This is a genomic window from Streptomyces palmae (assembly GCF_004684805.1).
GTDB lineage: Bacteria > Actinomycetota > Actinomycetes > Streptomycetales > Streptomycetaceae > Streptomyces > Streptomyces palmae.
Genome location: NZ_SRID01000157.1, coordinates 1 through 14,875, shown reverse-complemented (window position 1 = coordinate 14,875; position 14,875 = coordinate 1). Strand labels below are relative to the sequence as shown.

Sequence of the window (14,875 nt, the reverse complement as noted above, 5' to 3'; positions counted from 1 at the left end):
GAGCACGACCCCTCCGCCGCCACCCCCGACCTCTCCTTCCGCACCGCGGAGTTCGGTACCGCGGAGTCCGACACCGCCGGTTTCGAGGCCGCCGGTTTCGAGGCCGCCGAACGGCTTCCGGTGCACCACCGGCTGTCCGCCCTCCACTGGCGCGGGGATCTGCTGCGGCTGCGCGGACACGCCCGTATCGAAGGGGTCACGCCGCTCGACACCCGCACCGAACTGGTGCTGCGTCCGCGGGACACGGAGCGGCCCGAAGTGCGGCTGCCGGTGACCGTGTTCTCCGACCCCGAACTGCCGAAGGAGCAGGCCGCCGCGGGCTTCGTGGTGGACGTGGACCCGGCCGCCGCCGACCGCGGCCGGCCCCTGGGAGCGGGCGTATGGGAGGTGTGGCTGGAGGTGCGTGCCCAGGGGGTCGGCCGGATCGTCCGCTACGGGCGGCACCGCGCGAGCGGCCGGGCCACCACCGCCCCGCGGCGGCTGCTGCCCACCGGCGACGGCTCGGCCGACGACAAGGGCAACAGCGGCGGAAGGGGTCAACCCGAGCCCGGCGCGACCGACGGCACAACGGCCTCGCCCTCGGGCGGCGAACCCAGCGGCGGCAAGAAGATCACCATCGGCGTCAAGACCGATCAGCCCGGTCTGGGGTTCCGGACGCCGGAGGGCAGGTACAAGGGCTTCGACATCGACGTGGCCACGTACATCGCCAAAGCACTCGGCCACGCCCCCGGGGACATCGAGTGGACGGCCGTGCCGAGCTCCCAACGAGAGGCCGCGCTGCGGAACGGTGAGGTCGACCTCGTCGTCGCCACGTACACGAGGAACGAGGAACGGGCCAAGCGGGTCGACTTCGCGGGCCCCTATCTGAGGGCCCACCAGGGCCTGCTGCTGCCGGCGGACGGCCCGTCCGTCCGGCTGCCGGAGGACCTGGACGGCAAGAGGGTCTGCGCGGTCACCGGCTCTACCGCCGGGCTCAACCTGCGGACCAGGTTCGCGCCCGCCGCCCAGCTGCAGGAGCGCGCCACCTACACGCAGTGCCTCGACGACCTCACGGCAGGATCCGTGGACGCGGTGTCCTCCGACGACGCGATCCTCGCCGGCTACGCGGCCGACAGGCCGTCCGAGTTCAAGTTGGCCGACCTCAAACTGACCGACGAGCTCTACTACGTCGGCCTCCCCAAGGGCAGTGCCCTGAAGGGCAAGGTCCAGCAGTCGCTGAAGAAGATGGTCTCGGACGGCTCGTGGAACAAATCCCTCCGCCAGAACCTCCCTCTTCTGCAAGGCGAAGCGCCCCCGCTGTAGCGGCAGACGGCCCGCAGATCCGGCACTCCCCGAGACGGTTTTTTCACCCCTCGGCATATGGCCCATTTCGGTAACCTTGCCGTGCCTGTCAGCGGCTTCGCCGCGCGGAAGGGCTTCCGCTTTTGAAGGGACGAACGGGATGACCACGGACGAAAGCACCGAACTGTCTGTCAAGGGCGAAAGCCTGCAGCAGCTGTACAGTGACTACGTTCAGAATCGTTTCCTGATCAATCGACGCTATCAGCGGAAGCTGGTGTGGGCCGTCGAGGAGAAGCAGAGGCTGATCGACTCGGCGCTGAAGAAGCTGCCCATCCCTCTCATTCTCCTCGCGGAAAGCCAGTACGAGAACAGTCCGCGACTCGAAGTGATCGACGGACTGCAGCGCCTGGACGCCATCTTCTCCTTCATCGAGAACAAGTTCCCGGTGGACGGCAAGTACTTCGACGTCGAGACCCTGGCCGACACCAAGTTCCTGAAGGACAGCGGCTCGCTGCGGCAGCGGGAGCCCGTGTGGGACCGCGCGACGTGCCGGGACCTCACCAACTACCACCTCCCGGTGTCGACTTATCGGGCCAGCGAGTCGTCGGTCGACGAGGTGTTCCGGCGAATCAACGCGGCGGGGCGGCACCTGAGCCTCCAGGAGATCCGACAGGCGGGATCCACTGCCGAGATCGCGAGCCTGGTGCGGCGGCTCAGCGCTGCCATCCGAGGGGACGCCTCGCTCACGGACTATGTGAACCTGCAGGACATGCCCAAGATCAGCATCACCAACAAGGATCTTGACTACGGCATCTTCGACGCGGAGATCTTCTGGGTGAAGCAGGGCATCCTGTCCCGGGACGCCGTGCGGGAGTCCCGGGACGAGGAACTGGTCCTCGACCTCCTCCTGGACCTCATCCTGCGGCCGCTGGCGTCGAGCGGTACGGAGTACCGCAACGCGGCATACAGCGAGGAGCGCGTGACGCACTCCACCTCCGCCCTGTCGATCCGCGCCCGCCTCTTGACCATCGGCAAGGAGGAGATCGAGCGCAGGTTCATGGAGACCCTGGACCTGATCAAGGAGACGCTGGACGTCGCCGGGGCTCCCTACTCCACGTGGACCGTGACGCAGCAGAACCCCCGAGGAGTGCCGCGGCACTTCCACGCCCTGTTCATCGCCGTGGAGCAGCTCCTGCACGAGGAGAACATGGTGCCCAAGAGCAAGGAGGAGCTCGCCGGCGCCGTGAAGGGTTTCTGGGACAAGGACCTGAGCGTCCCCGGCGGCGGCAACTGGGGCAGCACCCGGAAGACCGAGCTGATCGAGGCGGTGAAGGGCTCGCTGCGGCGCGCCTTCAAGCCGACCGACGACGCCAAGGCACTCAGGTTGCAGGAGCACGCGCTGCGCTTCGAGTCGACGCTCAGGATGGCGCTGACCGAGGACGCCCTGTTCGAGCTGAAGCAGGGTTTCTGCCTGGTGAACGACTCCTCCGCCTTCGACGACAAGAGCTTCGAGAAGATCATGAGGATCGCCTCGGCCATGGCCAATGTGCGGCCGAACGCGAAGGGCGTCATCTTCATCGGTGTGGCCGACGGCGGAAAGGACGCCGAGGCCATCGAGCGCCTCGCCGGTGTCCGCGCACACCAGCTGGACCAGTTCTTCGTGACGGGCACGCAGCACGAGCTGGACGCCATGAACCGATCGATCGACGAGCAGTTCCGCTGGCTCGTCGACCGGATAAAGAACTCGAAGCTCGATTCACGGTTCGCCAACGCCCTGGCCGGGACCCTGTCTCCGTTCCGCTACCGCGACTACCTGCTGTGGAGGCTGGAGCCGACCGCCATGTCGGCCCCGGTGACGCACGACGGCCGCTTCTTCATCCGCAACGGCCCCTCGACCGAAGAGGTGACCGGAGCAGGCCTGATCGAACTCATCCGCAAGTTCCCCACCGGCTAGCCGACTGCCCAAGCGACTCTCTCCGGGCACGGTGGGAGCCGGCGCGAACGGAACGGACCAACCCTCCTGGCCCCAGGCGTGGGCGCGACCCCGATCGCGCCCACCGCCACCTCGCCGGGCCACCGGACGAGGACGACGCCCAGCGAGAGCCGCAACCGGCCACGCGACGGGCCGTCGGCGACACCCAGGCCGTACAAACGCGAAGACCCCGCTCCAGCGCCTTGGCTGGTGGCGGGGTCTTTGGCACTTCAGGTGAAGTGCCCCCGGCAGGATTCGAACCTGCGCACACGGCTCCGGAGGCCCCTTGCCTCTCCGGCATTCCGGTAGGTCAGCGCCTTCCTGCTGCTTCACAGGGCATGACCTGTCCACGAATAGTCCGTGGCCCCAAGTCGGCCTGTCGGCTAGCCTGACCCTGCCTGCGTCGGCCGGCCAGCTGTAGACCCGCAGCACCGGCCCGTTGTGGAGGGGGCCAGCCCGTTCGAGCCGGGCCAGGTGGGCTGACATCCGCTATAGGAGTTCGGGCGGGGAGTGCTCTGGCTGTGGTCGGTGCTGTGCATTGCCGCCAAGCAGATCATGTCTGGGTACCTAAGGTCACCGCTGTGTACTGAGGTTGATGACAACCGCGGATATCAGCTCAGACTTGACGTGCAAGCTTCCGGAGCTCCTTGTGGGCGCCGGGAGCCATCGGAATGTCAAGCCTGCTGCAAACGACTGCCTTCGTGGCGAGTAGAAGCGCCTCACCAAGTGCGCTCTTCTTCTCGATGAGGATCACCCAATCACGTTGGTCGGTTGGCAGAGTCGTGGGCAGTGTCAAGATCCCGTGACGATTTAGGCCGTCGGTGATCTCCTTTGAGAGGGCTGGGCTTAGCCGCTCACGGAACGGAGGTGCCACCTGCTGCTTGATGGTCCACACGGACAGACGCTTCACACCGCCGTCTAACCTGACCGCGCTCGCAATATCGGCATAGCTCATGCTGACAGAGACTATTGAGTTAATTGCTCAGTTGTCTGTCGGCTTGCCGAACCCGCCAGCGACATGGTAAAGGCCAGCATTGATGTCGGCGCGATGCGTGCAGAGGTCGGCGGAGCGGCTTTGGCCGGTGGCCTGCCCGGTTTGGGGTCGGGCATGGTCAGGGGGCCGTACGCTGGTTGGCAACTCGGGCAGGCTTTGGACCTGCCCGTAATGGGCACGAGTGGCCCCCTGGCCTTGCCCGACGCGGGACCCGGATCGGGGAGGTGGGTAAAGCCGCGGAGTCGACCCCCAGCCACGACGGCGCTCTCCTCCTCAGCCAAAGTGCTCGCTGCGGCCGGGCGGACCGGGCTGGAGCGGGGCGGAGACAGGAGCGGCGGCCCGGGGAGCCGGGCCGCGCGCGGCGAGCTTGCGAGGCGCCTTGAACCTGTAGAGAAGGTTGTAACTCAACCGTCGTGGGGCTGGTTCCGCCCCATCTTGTGTGTGGTGGGGCACGCGAACTGATACGCGCATTCAGGCAGGATCACGGCTTCGCGGCGGGCGAGGGGCAAGAAGATCACCGGTCGGAGGATCCATTCGAGGCGGGTGTCCTGCTGGGTGACAGCGAACGTGGCTGCCTCCCCGTTGGTCAGGGCGTCCTCCGCCTCCTTGTAGCCGTGCCTGACCCAGTCCCACGCCTCGTGGGCCGCTCCACGGTCGAGTGCCGACGCGATGGTTCGAATCGTGACTCGGACCCATCGTGTGGCCTGGCTGGGGCTGTCGTGCTCGATCGAGCTGAGCAGTACGGGGCGTTGCCCAGTGGATGGTGAGAGCGTCCAGCATTCGCCCCAGTAGCCGGGGCGCAGGCGTAAACGGCGCTTCAGCATGCGGTGGCTCCTTCCGCGGGGGAGTGGAGTTCGGCTGTGACGGTTCGGCCGTGTTGGTTGCCGGTGATGTTGAGGCGGCAGGCGAGGGTCATGACGATGCTGAGTCCGCGGCCGTGGGTGTCGTCTTCGGCTGCCTGGGTGGCCTGTGGCTGGTCGGGGTGGCCGCCGGCGTCGGTGACGGAAACCGTGACCGCCTGCGGGGACAAGGACAGGGTGATGTGGAAGGACCCGGTGTCTCCGCCGCTGGTGGTGTGGACGAGGGCGTTGGCGCCCAGCTCACCGACGATCAGTTCCGCGTCGTCCGCGCACGGGTGTCCGCTGAGGATGTCGCGGGTCCAGTGACGGGCTCTGGTGACCTCTTCCAAAGAACCTGGGCACATCAGGCCCCAGACTCGCGGACTACTCATATACTCGTCCATACAAGTTCCTCCGCGCTGGTGGCGACCGTGGGCAGTGATTCAGTGCTAGATGAGTCGCACGCCGTCGTGGGCGCGGACGGCCGGCGGGGATGCGTTGTCGAGTGCGTCCAGGACGCGGACCGCGTACGCCTCGTCGGCAAGCTCGGTGACCTCGTCGCGGGTGGCCCAGCGCAGTTCGCGGGTCTCCGCTCCGGTGGTCGGGGTGCCGTCGATCGCCTCGCAGCGGAAGACCATGGAGACGATCAGGGCGGTCATGTTCTTGTAGACGCCGGTGAGGGTCGCGGGAAGCGCGATCTTGAGGCCGGTCTCTTCGAGGACTTCGCGTTGCAGGGCGTCGGGGATGGTTTCTCCGCGTTCCAGTACACCGCCTGGCGGTTCCCACTTACCGTTGTCGCGCCGCTTGATCAGCAGGGCACGGCCGGCGTCGTCGACGATGACCCCGGCGACGCTCACGGAGTGCGGGCGCTCAGTGCTCACGTTCCTCTGCCCTCTCGGCTGACTAGGCTCTCCACCGTAGCAACACGGGTCAGCCGCTCGTCTAGATACCTAAAGGAGTACGTTTCATGCCTCCCATTGCCTCGGGCCTCCTGGGCGCGCTGGACCCGACCAGCGACCGTGCTGTGTTCCGGCAGATCGCCGACCAGCTCCGCGAAGCGATCGACAAGGGACGCTTCCGGGAGGGCGACAAGCTGCCCTCGGAGACCGAGCTGGTGGAGCACTTCGGGGTGTCCCGAATGACCGTCCGCAACGCGCTCTCCCTGCTCCAGCAGGAAGGGCTGGCCGTCTCCGAACACGGCAAGGGCGTCTTCGTCCGCCCTCGGCCCCCGGTGCGGCGTCTGGCCTCCGACCGGTTCGCCCGGCGCCATCGTGATCAGGGGAAGTCGGCGTTCACCGTGGAGGCCGAAGCCGCGGGGAGTCGTCCCGAGGTGGACAGCCTGGAGGTGAAGGAGGAGCGGCCCTCGCAGGACATCGCCGCCCGGCTCGGCTCGCCCCGCAAGGTGCTGGCCCGCCGGCGTCGGTACCTCCTCGACGGGCGTCCGGTCGAGTTCGCGACCTCGTATCTTCCGCTCGACATCGCGCGGGATACCCCGATCGCCGAGCCCAACCCCGGCCCTGGCGGCATCTATGCCCGGCTGGAAGAGCTGGGGCACCGCCTGGACCACTTCGATGAGGAGATCAAGGCTCGGATGCCCACTCCTGCGGAGGTGCGGACCCTGCGATTGGCCTCCGGTGTCCCCGTGATCCACCTGGTCCGTACGGCCTTCGACGGCGAGGGGCGCCCGGTCGAGGTCTGCGACACGGTGATGGCGGCGGACGCGTACGTACTGGCCTACCAGCTGCCCGCGACCTGACCTGGCGCGGCCGAGTCTCTACTTCGGACTCGTACACACCAAGACACCTACTCGTATAGACGAGTTACCGAGTCGTGTGGCACAGTTGGTCCCCGTTCCTGGGGCACTTCGGGTTCGCCACAGGCGTCTCATCTAGACAACTAGCTGAGACGTGTCTTCGTGTGAGACAGGAGAAGAAGTTGCGTTCCATCCGAGTCGACATCTCATCCGCCACGATCCTGCTGACCGAGGAGCCGGAGCCGAAGGTGAAGGACCGGCGGACCGGCGAGATCGCCAAGGACGCGGTGAGCGGTGAGGCGCTGATGAAGCTCGGCGTCGTCTACATCCACGGCGGTGAGTCCTCGCTGCTTCAGGTGACCGTGCCGGAGAGCGGCGTGACCGAAGGGCTGGCCCTCGGCTCGCCGGTCACGCTGCTCGGCCTGATCGCCCGCCCGTGGGAGAGCGTCTTCAACGGGCAGCAGCGCCACGGCATCGCCTACCGGGCCGATGCCATCGCCCCGGCCGCCATGCCGGTCCACAGCGTGGCGGCCTGAGCGCAATGGCTGACGTGCTGACACTGATGGAGGTGGGTGGCCCCGTCGCCGCGACGGTCGGTGGGGCCGCCTACCTTCGGGCCAAACATCCGGCCGCGTACTGGTCGACGGTCGGCCTGCCGGTCTCCACCATCCGGCTGTTGGGCACGTACGGATCCGTCATGGACTCCTGCGGGCTGACCGTGCCGCCCTCCCGGCTCCGGGCCTGGGCGACACGGGCGCTCACGCACCGAGAGGTCCGGCTGGTGCCGCCGCGCCGGGGGCTCATCCGTCCGACTGAGACAGGGCTACGAGTCCGGCTGCGGTTGGCGCCCGGGCAGGAACCGGCGGACCTGGCGGCCTCGGCCGAACGGCTGCGGCACGCCTGGGGAGTTCACGCCGTGTACGTCGAAGAGGTCAAGCCGGGTGTGGTCGAACTCCGGCTCGTCGGCTTCGACGTGCTGCGGAAGGTGAGGATGCCCCGCAAGGCGGCGGGTGGCTTCCTCAAGGTGCCGGTGGCTCTGCGGGAGGACGCGACGCCGTTCGTCCGGGATTACCGGACCATCCCGCACCAGCTCACCCTGGGCGCGACGCTGTCAGGCAAGTCCATGTTCTTGCGCCACCTGATAACCGGCCTGGCCCGGCAACCCGTCGCGCTGGTCGGCATCGACTGCAAGCGCGGTGTGGAGCTGGCACCCTTCGCCCCGCGGCTGTCCGCGCTGGCCACGGACCCGGTGCAAGCGGCTGAGCTGCTGCCCGCACTCATAGGGCTCATGGAGGACCGGTACGACCTCATCAAGGCCCGACAGGGCATCGCCTCCGACACCCCGGATGAGGAGCTCACTTCCGACATCTGGGGACTGCCGGAGAGCGAACGGCCGGTGCCGGTGGTGCTGTTCGTGGATGAGGTGGCGGAACTGTTCCTCGTCGCCACCCGCAAAGACGAGGAACGCCGGGACGAGATGGTCACCCAGCTCATCCGGCTGGCCCAGCTCGGCCGCGCCGCCGGCATCTACCTGGAGGTGTGCGGGCAGCGGTTCGGCGCCGAGCTGGGTAAGGGCGCCACCATGCTCCGGGCCCAGCTCACCGGCCGCGTCTGCCACCGCGTGAACGACGAAGGCTCAGCGAAGATGGCGCTCGGTGACATCGAGCCCGAGGCCGTTGGCGCCGCCTGCGCCATCGCCCCCGACATGCCGGGGCTCGCCGTCGCCGGGGACACCTCCGGCGGCTGGTCCCGCATCCGTACGCCGTACCTGTCGCTCGGCGACGCCACCGCCGTCTGCCGGGACACCGCGCACCTGGTCCCGGACCAGCCCGCCCTCGAACCCTTCCGGCCCGACGCTCCCGCCGTGCCGAGCGTTCCCACGCCGTCCCTGACCAAGCCGGTTCGGGTCAGCGACTGACACCGCACGCCCCTCGGTGGGCGCGACCGCTTCGCGCCATGTCCCTACCCCCGCCATGCCTGATTCCGGAAGGAGGCTGTCCGTGCGTGCTCAGCTGGCCCGCGTCGACGCGGTGTTGGTACAGGCAGTCATCGCCGCTGCCCTGTCCTTCGCCCACCTGCACGATCTCGCGACGGCGGCCGGACAGGACGGGTGGAAAGCGTGGGCCTACCCGGTCTCTGTCGACCTGCTGCTTGTCGCGGCCTGGCGGCGCCTGCACTCCGGCTCGTCCAAGACTGCCGGCTGGTGCTGGTTCCTCGTCGCCCTGGCCGCCTCGCTGGGCGCGAACATCGCCACCGCCGGGCTGCTCGACCTGACCGACGTACCGGCCTGGCTGCGGATCACCGTCGCCGGATGGCCCGCCGTCGCCTTCCTCGGAGGAACGCTCCTCGCTCACGCGGCCCCGGCGTCCGCGAGTGAACCAGAGCCCACGGCCGTACCTGCTGAGCCGGAAGCCGCGGTGCCCTCCGTCGATCCGGAGCCTGCCCCGTTGCCCCCCGCGCCACATATCCCGGCCGCCCTGGTGAACCACGCCCGGAAAGTCGCTGACGAGCACCACGCCCGCACCGGCTCACCGATCAACATCGACACCCTGCGCGCTCGCCTTGGCGTCTCGGCGCCCCTGGCGGACGCCATCGCCAGCCAGCTCTGAAAGGAGATCCCGTGTCCATGCTCCGCCGTTTCCGCAACGTCGCCCGCACCGGTCCGGTCCGCGTCGGTACCGCCTACGACCAGCGCGGCCGGGAGAAGCACACCGCTGTGTGCACCGCCCCGCGCTGCGACTTCTCCAACGACTACGACACCCGCGCCGCCGCCGAACTGGCCGCCCGCACCCACCGCTGCCCTGTCCGCTGAAAGGCCCCGTCTGTGACCGTCAGCCTGCCCTTGGTCTTCGTCCTCGGAGTCATCGCCTGGGCCGCGATCAAGTTCCTCGGCGTCCGCCTGTGGGTCGCCGCCGTGATCGCCCTCTTCGGCTTCTGGCTTTCCCACACCAGCCTTGCGCCCTCCGTCGAATCCGGCACGCGGTCCGGCGTCGACGCCGTAAACGGCACACATGACTAGACGAGTAGCTAAGAGGTGATCGTCATGTTGTTCCGCCCGCAGTACCCCGAGGCTCCGACCCTGCCGTCAGCTCACGTGATCAGCTCGGCCGTTCCGGCGGCCCAGCACAGCTACGTGCCGGCCTGCTCCTGCCAGCACACCGCCGCGCCCATGTCCGCCCGCCGGGTGGCGCCGTCGATCGGGCTCAGCGCCGGAACGGTCGGCGCCGTGGTGACCGTCGGCATCGTCCTGACGGCCCTACTCGCCGCCGTCGCCATCGCGGCCGTCTCCGTCGCCCTAGCCGCCGTCGTCATGCGCTCGCTGCTCACCAGCCAGCGGGGCCACCGCCGCCGCTGACGCGCATGACTGCCGGGGCGGCCTCGATACCGCCAAGCATCCGCCGCCCCGGCAGCCCAACCCCTTCACGACCGAAGCCGAAAAGGAGAAGCACCATCATTACGCGCACCACCACGCCACCGCTGCCCGAACTCGGCACGCTGGCGGCGCTCGGTACCATGCCCGCCCTGCTCCGCCAGCTCTCCGGCCTTGGCGGCTGCACCCACCCGATCCGCCTCGACGGCCACCGCACGGAGCATCAGGTCGACCGGCAGACCGGCGAGATCGGCCGAGTCCTGAACCATCTGAACTCCACCGACCTGCCCGCCGGCCACCTCCTGGTCCGCTGTAACAACCGCCGTGTGACCCGCTGTCCGGCTTGCGCCGAGACCTACCGCCGAGACACCTTCCACCTGATCACGGCAGGACTGCGCGGCGGCAAGGGCACGCCCGAAGAGGTCGCCACCCATCCCCGCGTCTTCGCCACATTCACCGCCCCCAGCTTCGGCCCAGTCCACAACCGGCCCACCGGTCCCGCTGGTGTCGTCCGACCCTGCCGCTGCGGCGTCCTCCACGACCAGGACGACGGCGCCCTTGGCACCCCGCTCAACCCGGCCACCTACGACTACGAATCCGCGGTGCTCTGGAACGCGCACGCCGGGCTGCTGTGGCGGCGCTTCTCCATCTACCTCCGGCGGGAGGTCGCGAAGCGGGCGGGGCTCAGCCAGCGGGCTTTCCGCCACCACGCCCGGCTGTCCTTCGCCAAGGTCGCCGAGTACCAGAAGCGCGGGGCCGTCCACTTCCACGCCGTGATCCGCCTCGACGGACCCGGCGGTGGCGACACGGCACCCCCAGCCTGGGCGACCACCGAGCTGCTGACCGACGCCATCCGTGCCGCCGCCAAGGCACGCGTGAACGGCCCCGTGGTCGACGACCGGACCCACGTGTTCGCCTTCGGTAAGGAGCTCGACATACGGGCCATCCGCAGGCCCCAGTTCAACGGCGGGGCGGAGCTGACCGAACGGGCCGTGGCCGCGTACATCGCCAAGTACGCCACCAAGGGGGCCGAGACCGCGACGGGCGCCCTCGACCGGCCACTCCGGCTCATCGCCGAACTCGCGCTGCTCGACATCGCCGAGCATGCCCGCCGCATGATCCGAACGGCCTGGGCTCTCGGTGCCCGTAAGGACCTGGAACACCTCCGGCTCCGCGCCTGGGCCCACATGCTCGGCTTCCGGGGCCACTTCTCCACGAAGTCCCGCCGCTACTCCACCACCCTCGGCGCACTGCGGGACGCTCGCGCCGCCTGGCGCCGAGCCCAAGCCACTATCGGCGCCGAATCCGGCCCCCACGACACCACGTTCGTGCTCGCCCACTGGGCCTTCGCCGGTACCGGCCTCACGCCTGCCGAGGAATGGCTGTCGGCCACCATCACCCCCGCCTCTGGAACGGAAGGAGAACCGACGTGAGCGGCCGTCGCGACGAACTGATGACCGTCCCGCAAGTCCTGAGCGAACTCGGCGGAGTCTCCCGTCGGACCTTCTACCGATGGCGCGAACTCGGGCAGGCGCCGAATGCGATCAAGCTGCCGAATGGCGAACTGCGCGTCTGGCGGAGTGACTGCACCGCCTGGTTGAACGGCCTTGGAAGGGCGGCATGAAATCTCACGACGTTCGGATCTGGGGAATCCGCAAGCGACCCACGAAGAAGCCCTCTTACGAAGTGCGATGGAAGGTGGGGGACGCTAAGCCGTTCCCCGAAACCTTCCGTACCAAGGCGCTTGCCGACAACTTCCGCGCCAAGCTCATGCGGGCTGCACAGAACGGCGAGGAGTTCGACACGGAGACGGGTCTTCCGGAGTCGATGGCGACGGCCGTCACGGTGTCCCTGACCTGGTACGCGTTCGCCCGAAAGTACCTCGACATGAAGTGGCTGCATGCCGCGCCCAACTCGCGCGACAGCATCAACGAGACGCTGACCCTCGTCACGACCGAACTCCTCGATGACCGGCCCGGCCGGCCGGACGATGAGACCTTGCGCCGTGCACTGCGGGGCTGGGCGTTCGTCGTTCAGCCCGAGGACGCTGAGCCGCAGCCCACTGAGATCGCGAACCCTCTGCGCTGGGTCGAGAAAGCCTCTCAGCCCTTGGCGGGGCTGAAGGAACCCGCCGCCATCCGGCGCGTCCTGGACTCGCTCAAGCTGACGCTTGAGGGGGCTCCGGCCGCCGCTGAGACGGTGCGGCGAAAGCGCTCTGTTCTCTACAACGCGCTGGGCTATGCCGTCGATCTTGGGGAGCTTCCGGAGAATCCGGTGACCACCGTGAAATGGAAGCTGCCGAAGGTCACCAAGCAGGTTGACCGCCGCGTTGTGGTGAACCCTCGGCAGGCTCGGGAACTGCTGGCTGCGGTCTCCTACGTGGGCGGCTATAAGCGGGCTCGTGGTCGTCGGCTCGTCGGGCTGTTCGCGTGCATGTACTTCGGTGGGCTGCGTCCGGCGGAGGCAGTCGGGCTGCGGCGGCAGGACTGCACGCTTCCCGAAAAGGGGTGGGGTTCGCTGATCTTGGAAAGGACCCGCCCTACTGTCGGTAAGCGCTGGACCGGAACCGACTCCGTGCACGATCACCGGGGCTTGAAGAACCGGGCTGCGGACGAAACCCGCGTCGTCCCCATTCCGCCCCGCCTGGTGCGCATGCTCCGCGCCCACATCGAGGAATTCGGTACGGCGACGGACGGGCGGCTTTTCGCGAACGAGCGCGGGGGAGTGGTTGCCTCCACCACGTATTGGCGGGTCTGGGATGAGGCCCGGCGCCTGGCGCTCGCGCCTGACCACGTCGCCTCGCCGCTGGCCGGCCGCCCGTACGACCTGCGGCACGCCGCCCTGTCCACCTGGCTCAACGCTGGTGTGGACCCGACCGAGGTGGCCGAGCGGGCAGGGAACAGCGTGGAGGTGCTGCTGAGCCGCTACGCGAAGTGCTTGGACGGCCGGGAGGACATCGCCAACCGCCGTATCGCTGAGCTGCTGGACGAGGACGACCAGGAGGACGACGACACCGACTGAGCCCAATCGCCCCTCGCTCGCGCCACAATGGACCCCCGGACCTGTCCGGGGGTCTTCGCGTTTCCGGGGGCTGACCTGCGAGAACGGGCGGTAGTCCACTCATCCTGTCGCGCGTGCGCTGGGCGCATGGTGCTGATGGATATGAATCCAAAACGATGATGGGTCGCGGATCCGGTTAGCCGAGCGAACGCCACACGCCGGGACCATGCTTGCTGGTGCACCCCCTGGGGGCCACGCCGAGCAGTCGTTTTGAGTCGACCATATGGCTGATAATCGTCTTTTCGGTGCGCGGTGCCGAACGGTGCGATTCCCTCCCTTGACGCCGCATCCCTTTCATGGCGACCAGCCAACTCTCCTAAGCGCGGCGCCCGGAGGCACAACCATGGCCAAAAAGAAGTACACGTACGAGCTGCGTGAGCACGATGTCGAGCACGGCGTACGCATCCCCGTTGAAGAGCTCAAGATCGACGAGAAGGCGCAGCGCACGCTTAACGAACCGCGGGCCAGGGGCATGGCCAACAACCTGGTCCCGGAAGCCCTCGGCACCATCGTGGTCTCCCAGCGACCCAACGGCGACCGCTACATCGTCGACGGCATGCACCGCTGGCACGTCTGCAAGCTGACTGGAATCCCGGCACTGGTGGCAGAAGTCCATCACGGTCTGGATCAGCAAGAAGAAGCAGTGCTCTTCCTGATCAAGAATCGGGAGTCGAGCAAGCCCACACCGCTCGACGAGTACAAGATCGGCCTCACGGCAGGACTCCCTCTGTTCGTCGATACAGAGTCGGCGCTGAGGAACCGAAGGCTTGCGATGGGCTCCACGGGGGCCAACACGGTTGGTGCCGTCGCTGGCGTGCTGCGGATCACGGAACTCTACGGACAGGAAACGCTTGAGCGCACGCTGAAGGTCGCTGAGGACGCCTGGGGTAGGACCAAGGAAACCTGGGACGGCATGCTTCTCGGCGGAATCGGAATGTTCCTCGGCCGCCACGGAGACGAAGTCGACGACAGGGTCCTCGCCGAGAAGATTGGTAAGAAGGATCCCGCCTTCCGTTGGCGCGCGAACATCACGGCGCTGGCGTCTGCGGGTGGCACGCGGCACAGCGGCACGGGGTCGAGGGTGAGCACTTGCTACACGCTCATCGTGACCGAGTGGGACAAGGGTCGGCGTAAGGAGAATCGCATCGGCTCGTAGCAGCGCCAGAGCCAGGTGAAGGCCAGGCCGTGAGCTGGGCGCACAAAGGACCCCCGGACCTGTCCGGGGGTCTCCGCGTTTCCGGGGGCTGACCTGCGAGAACGGGCCGGATTCCCTGTCCACGAATAGTCCACAGGACCCGACATACGGCCGCTCACGGTGGCATCCGGCTGCACATACGCAAAGACCCCGCTCCAGCGACTTGGCTGGTGGCGGGGTCTTCTGGCACCTCTTGCAAGGTGCCCCCGGCAGGATTCGAACCTGCGCACACGGCTCCGGAGGCCGTTGCTCTATCCCCTGAGCTACGGGGGCGTTTCGCTGCTGTTCGCTGGCGACGGGTAGAACATTACCAGCTCCCGGGGGGTGATCAGGAACGGGTATCGGCGAGGGATGCGAGCGGGTGCGTCGGGAGGATGCGAGGTGGTCTCCGAGGGGGCGCCGTGGCGGGGG

The 14,875-nt window shown here is 68.0% G+C and carries 17 protein-coding genes and 1 tRNA gene; 13 read left to right on the top strand and 5 right to left on the bottom strand.

Annotated elements, in window-relative coordinates; all coding sequences use genetic code 11:
• Both E4099_RS17555 and E4099_RS17550 read left to right on the top strand, forming a co-directional pair.
• Positions 1-1,302: glutamate ABC transporter substrate-binding protein (locus tag E4099_RS17555; protein ID WP_209446644.1), on the top strand; the 1,302-nt coding region annotated here is incomplete at its 5' end.
• A 139-nt stretch (positions 1,303-1,441) separates the two neighbouring features.
• Positions 1,442-3,235: a GmrSD restriction endonuclease domain-containing protein gene (locus tag E4099_RS17550; RefSeq protein WP_135340019.1), complete on the top strand. Its 1,794-nt coding sequence runs from the start codon at positions 1,442-1,444 to the stop codon at positions 3,233-3,235.
• 634 nt (positions 3,236-3,869) lie between these two features.
• On the opposite strand, the gene E4099_RS17545 is transcribed toward E4099_RS17550, so the two are convergent.
• From E4099_RS17545 to E4099_RS17530, 4 genes are all read right to left on the bottom strand, one after another.
• Positions 3,870-4,208, bottom strand: coding sequence for a hypothetical protein (locus tag E4099_RS17545; RefSeq protein ID WP_135340018.1), 339 nt, complete (start codon positions 4,206-4,208; stop codon positions 3,870-3,872).
• A gap of 443 nt (positions 4,209-4,651) precedes the next feature.
• Positions 4,652-5,071, bottom strand: a complete 420-nt coding sequence (locus E4099_RS17540; protein ID WP_135340017.1) for a hypothetical protein — start codon at positions 5,069-5,071, stop codon at positions 4,652-4,654.
• Positions 5,065-5,478 (bottom strand): ATP-binding protein, encoded by a 414-nt coding sequence (locus E4099_RS17535; RefSeq protein ID WP_245244934.1) that lies wholly within the window; start codon positions 5,476-5,478, stop codon positions 5,065-5,067. Before E4099_RS17535 ends, E4099_RS17540 begins: the two co-directional genes overlap by 7 nt.
• A gap of 57 nt (positions 5,479-5,535) precedes the next feature.
• Entirely contained in the window at positions 5,536-5,943 is a 408-nt protein-coding gene (locus E4099_RS17530; protein ID WP_135340022.1) for an NUDIX hydrolase, read from the bottom strand.
• Between the two features lie 110 nt (positions 5,944-6,053).
• Here E4099_RS17530 and E4099_RS17525 point away from each other — a divergent pair, with 110 nt between their 5' ends.
• From E4099_RS17525 to E4099_RS17475, 11 genes are all read left to right on the top strand, one after another.
• Positions 6,054-6,842 (top strand): GntR family transcriptional regulator, encoded by a 789-nt coding sequence (locus tag E4099_RS17525; protein WP_135340015.1) that lies wholly within the window; start codon positions 6,054-6,056, stop codon positions 6,840-6,842.
• Positions 6,843-7,021: 179 nt separating this feature from the next.
• A complete protein-coding gene (locus tag E4099_RS17520) occupies positions 7,022-7,375 on the top strand; it encodes an SCO3933 family regulatory protein (protein ID WP_135340014.1) in 354 nt (117 codons plus the stop codon).
• A gap of 5 nt (positions 7,376-7,380) precedes the next feature.
• On the top strand, positions 7,381-8,757 hold the full coding sequence (locus E4099_RS17515; RefSeq protein WP_135340013.1) for an FtsK/SpoIIIE domain-containing protein: 1,377 nt from the start codon (positions 7,381-7,383) through the stop codon (positions 8,755-8,757).
• An 82-nt stretch (positions 8,758-8,839) separates the two neighbouring features.
• Complete coding sequence (locus E4099_RS17510; protein WP_135340012.1) at positions 8,840-9,448, top strand: DUF2637 domain-containing protein; 609 nt, start codon at positions 8,840-8,842, stop codon at positions 9,446-9,448.
• Positions 9,449-9,459: 11 nt separating this feature from the next.
• A complete protein-coding gene (locus tag E4099_RS17505; RefSeq protein ID WP_135340011.1) occupies positions 9,460-9,651 on the top strand; it encodes a mobile element transfer protein in 192 nt (63 codons plus the stop codon).
• Positions 9,652-9,663: 12 nt separating this feature from the next.
• Positions 9,664-9,858 (top strand): hypothetical protein, encoded by a 195-nt coding sequence (locus E4099_RS17500; protein WP_135340010.1) that lies wholly within the window; start codon positions 9,664-9,666, stop codon positions 9,856-9,858.
• A gap of 27 nt (positions 9,859-9,885) precedes the next feature.
• Positions 9,886-10,194 (top strand): hypothetical protein, encoded by a 309-nt coding sequence (locus E4099_RS17495; RefSeq protein WP_135340021.1) that lies wholly within the window; start codon positions 9,886-9,888, stop codon positions 10,192-10,194.
• A gap of 158 nt (positions 10,195-10,352) precedes the next feature.
• On the top strand, positions 10,353-11,642 hold the full coding sequence (locus tag E4099_RS17490; RefSeq protein WP_135340009.1) for a replication initiator: 1,290 nt from the start codon (positions 10,353-10,355) through the stop codon (positions 11,640-11,642).
• A gap of 20 nt (positions 11,643-11,662) precedes the next feature.
• On the top strand, positions 11,663-11,833 hold the full coding sequence (locus E4099_RS17485) for a helix-turn-helix transcriptional regulator (protein ID WP_135340020.1): 171 nt from the start codon (positions 11,663-11,665) through the stop codon (positions 11,831-11,833).
• A complete protein-coding gene (locus tag E4099_RS17480) occupies positions 11,830-13,230 on the top strand; it encodes a tyrosine-type recombinase/integrase (protein WP_135340008.1) in 1,401 nt (466 codons plus the stop codon). The genes E4099_RS17485 and E4099_RS17480 overlap by 4 nt, the downstream gene beginning before the upstream one ends.
• A gap of 382 nt (positions 13,231-13,612) precedes the next feature.
• Positions 13,613-14,425 carry a ParB/RepB/Spo0J family partition protein gene (locus E4099_RS17475; RefSeq protein WP_135340007.1) on the top strand — a complete coding sequence of 271 codons (813 nt, stop codon included), beginning with the start codon at positions 13,613-13,615 and terminating at the stop codon, positions 14,423-14,425.
• 240 nt (positions 14,426-14,665) lie between these two features.
• Here E4099_RS17475 and E4099_RS17470 read toward each other — a convergent pair.
• Positions 14,666-14,737, bottom strand: a tRNA-Arg gene (locus tag E4099_RS17470).
• Between the last annotated feature and the right edge of the window lie 138 nt (positions 14,738-14,875).

Bases quoted from the DNA above. Each gene is read 5' to 3' on its own strand.
- E4099_RS17550 (WP_135340019.1), top strand. From the start codon at position 1,442: ATGACCACGGACGAAAGCACCGAACTGTCTGTCAAGGGCGAAAGCCTG.
- E4099_RS17545 (WP_135340018.1), bottom strand. From the start codon at position 4,208: ATGAGCTATGCCGATATTGCGAGCGCGGTCAGGTTAGACGGCGGTGTG.
- E4099_RS17540 (WP_135340017.1), bottom strand. From the start codon at position 5,071: ATGCTGAAGCGCCGTTTACGCCTGCGCCCCGGCTACTGGGGCGAATGC.
- E4099_RS17535 (WP_245244934.1), bottom strand. From the start codon at position 5,478: ATGAGTAGTCCGCGAGTCTGGGGCCTGATGTGCCCAGGTTCTTTGGAA.
- E4099_RS17525 (WP_135340015.1), top strand. From the start codon at position 6,054: ATGCCTCCCATTGCCTCGGGCCTCCTGGGCGCGCTGGACCCGACCAGC.
- E4099_RS17515 (WP_135340013.1), top strand. From the start codon at position 7,381: ATGGCTGACGTGCTGACACTGATGGAGGTGGGTGGCCCCGTCGCCGCG.
- E4099_RS17490 (WP_135340009.1), top strand. From the start codon at position 10,353: ATGCCCGCCCTGCTCCGCCAGCTCTCCGGCCTTGGCGGCTGCACCCAC.
- E4099_RS17485 (WP_135340020.1), top strand. From the start codon at position 11,663: ATGACCGTCCCGCAAGTCCTGAGCGAACTCGGCGGAGTCTCCCGTCGG.
- E4099_RS17480 (WP_135340008.1), top strand. From the start codon at position 11,830: ATGAAATCTCACGACGTTCGGATCTGGGGAATCCGCAAGCGACCCACG.
- E4099_RS17475 (WP_135340007.1), top strand. From the start codon at position 13,613: ATGGCCAAAAAGAAGTACACGTACGAGCTGCGTGAGCACGATGTCGAG.